Source organism: Pseudomonas endophytica (assembly GCF_001411475.1).
GTDB classification, from domain to species: domain Bacteria; phylum Pseudomonadota; class Gammaproteobacteria; order Pseudomonadales; family Pseudomonadaceae; genus Aquipseudomonas; species Aquipseudomonas endophytica.
Genome location: NZ_LLWH01000143.1, coordinates 1 through 1,220, shown reverse-complemented (window position 1 = coordinate 1,220; position 1,220 = coordinate 1). Strand labels below are relative to the sequence as shown.

2 protein-coding genes are annotated in these 1,220 nt (G+C 56.0%); one reads left to right on the top strand and one right to left on the bottom strand.

Annotated elements, in window-relative coordinates; all coding sequences use genetic code 11:
- Positions 1-652 (top strand): amidohydrolase family protein (locus AQS70_RS10050; protein WP_156355119.1); only part of this gene is annotated, 652 nt, incomplete at its 5' end.
- 41 nt (positions 653-693) lie between these two features.
- On the opposite strand, the gene AQS70_RS10045 is transcribed toward AQS70_RS10050, so the two are convergent.
- Positions 694-1,220: NEL-type E3 ubiquitin ligase domain-containing protein (locus tag AQS70_RS10045; protein WP_206542130.1), on the bottom strand; the 527-nt coding region annotated here is incomplete at its 5' end.

Genomic DNA, 1,220 nt, shown 5'->3' with positions numbered 1-1,220 from the left:
GGGCGCGTTCTCGATGAGCAGGTCCGACAGCCAGGCCATGGGCCGTGTGGGAGAAGTCATCACCCGCACCTGGCAAACCGCAGACAAGATGAAGAAACAACGCGGCCCGCTACCTGAAGACAGCCCCGGAAACGATAACTTCCGCGCCAAGCGCTACCTCGCCAAATACACCATCAACCCGGCTATCACCCACGGCATCAGCCATGAAGTGGGGTCGATTGAAGTGGGAAAATGGGCCGATCTGGTGCTGTGGCGCCCGGCGTTTTTCGGGGTAAAACCGACGTTGATTATCAAGGGTGGGGCGATTGCTTCCAGCTTGATGGGCGACGCGAACGCTTCAATCCCGACCCCGCAACCGGTTCACTACCGGCCGATGTTTGCCAGCTACGGCGGCTCGCGGCATACCACCAGCCTGACCTTTATCAGTCAGGCGGCGGCCGACGCGGGCGTGCCCGAGCAGTTGGGGCTGAAAAAACAGATTGCCGTGGTTAAAGGCGGTCGCGATGTACAAAAAACCGACCTGATCCACAACGGCTACCTGCCCCACATCGAAGTCGATCCACAGACCTATCAAGTCAAAGCGGACGGCGTGCTGCTGTGGTGCGAACCGGCCGATGTGCTGCCAATGGCACAACGCTACTTCCTGTTTTAATCGACAGCCCCACGCTGGCAGGCGCCAGCGCGGGGCTCAGGTTAAAACTGATGCACGGTTATTTCCCAATCGGTCAATCGCCTGATCCACGCTTTAGTGGCAGCTTTGTAATCTGCACCGATCATCTCCAGCGCTTGTTTATACGCTTCATCAGAGGACGAAGGCGACTGGGCTTCAACAGCGTGAGTACGCTCCATATACCTTTCCAGGATGGCTTCGAACTGATGCGCATACTTTTCTTTCAAGAAGCCAATCCAAAACTCCCTCTCGCAAATAGAGTCGCGCAAACTACTGGTTGAGCGCTCATTCGCCAGCACACGATGCCGAACCCCATCAATGGCCATTTGCGACACATCGGCTAGGTACTCGTAAGCCATGGCTTGTGGTTGGGCAGGTAACTCCAGCGGGCCCGCCAAGGCGATGCGAAACGCCAGTCGGAACTCCACTTCATCCAGTTCATTGAGTTGCTCCCACATTTCTGGACTGCCCCCAAAAAGTTGGACACATATCCAACTTTTTGGGGTTTCAACATGAGCAAGTACACAGAGCAATTTAAGCTCAACGCCAT